1 pseudogene is annotated in these 928 nt (G+C 46.6%); it reads right to left on the bottom strand.

The window, feature by feature from the left end:
* Window positions 1-928, bottom strand: a pseudogene (gene aceE / locus A3729_RS27765) (pyruvate dehydrogenase (acetyl-transferring), homodimeric type); the annotation flags it as partial.

The raw sequence follows: 928 nt of genomic DNA, 5'->3' as shown, positions 1-928 counted from the left end.
GCTGATGGCTGATAGTAAGGGATTGATTCTATATCGTCATCGCTGACAGGCACCCCAAACCGGTCACGGAATGCCTTAAGTGTTTCGACATCAAGTTTCTTCAGCGAGTGAGTACTGTTTGTTCCTTCACCAACCTTACCAAAGCCATAACCTTTGATCGTGTGCGCCAGAATAACGGTCGGCTGACCTTTATGATTAACCGCCTTATGATACGCAGCATAAACCTTGTAAGGATCATGCCCGCCACGATTAAGTTGCTCAATATCCCGATCACTCAATTGCTCAGCTAACTTGGCAAGCTCCGGATAGCGACCAAAGAAGTGCTTCCTCGTATAAGCCGCACCATTTGACTTAAAGTTTTGCATCTCGCCATCAACCACTTCATCCATCGCGCGCTGCATCGAGCCATCAGTATCTTGATCAAACAGAGGGTCCCACATCCGTCCCCAAATAACCTTGATAACATTCCACCCTGCGCCGCGGAATACCCCTTCAAGTTCTTGAATAATTTTACCGTTTCCTCTAACAGGCCCATCCAACCTTTGAAGGTTACAGTTCACGACAAATATCAGGTTATCGAGTTTTTCTCGCCCCGCTAGAGCTATGGAGCCAAGCGTCTCAGGCTCATCTGTCTCGCCATCGCCTACAAAGCACCAGACTTTTCGATTGCTTTTATCAGTAAGCTCTCGACTATGTAAGTACTTCATCACATGCGCTTGATAGATGGCTTGTAAGGGCCCTAAGCCCATAGATACCGTTGGGAACTGCCAATAATCAGGCATTAACCAGGGGTGAGGATATGATGGCAAACCATTTCCATCTACTTCATTTCGATAATTATCCATTTGCTCTCTAGAAAGCCGCCCCTCGATAAAGGAACGAGCATAGATACCTGGCGAAGTATGCCCTTGAATATATATAAGATCCG

This window comes from Oleiphilus sp. HI0043, from assembly GCF_001634935.1.
The sequence above is the reverse complement of the archived record's forward strand: the minus strand, read 5'-3'. Positions and strand labels throughout refer to the sequence as shown.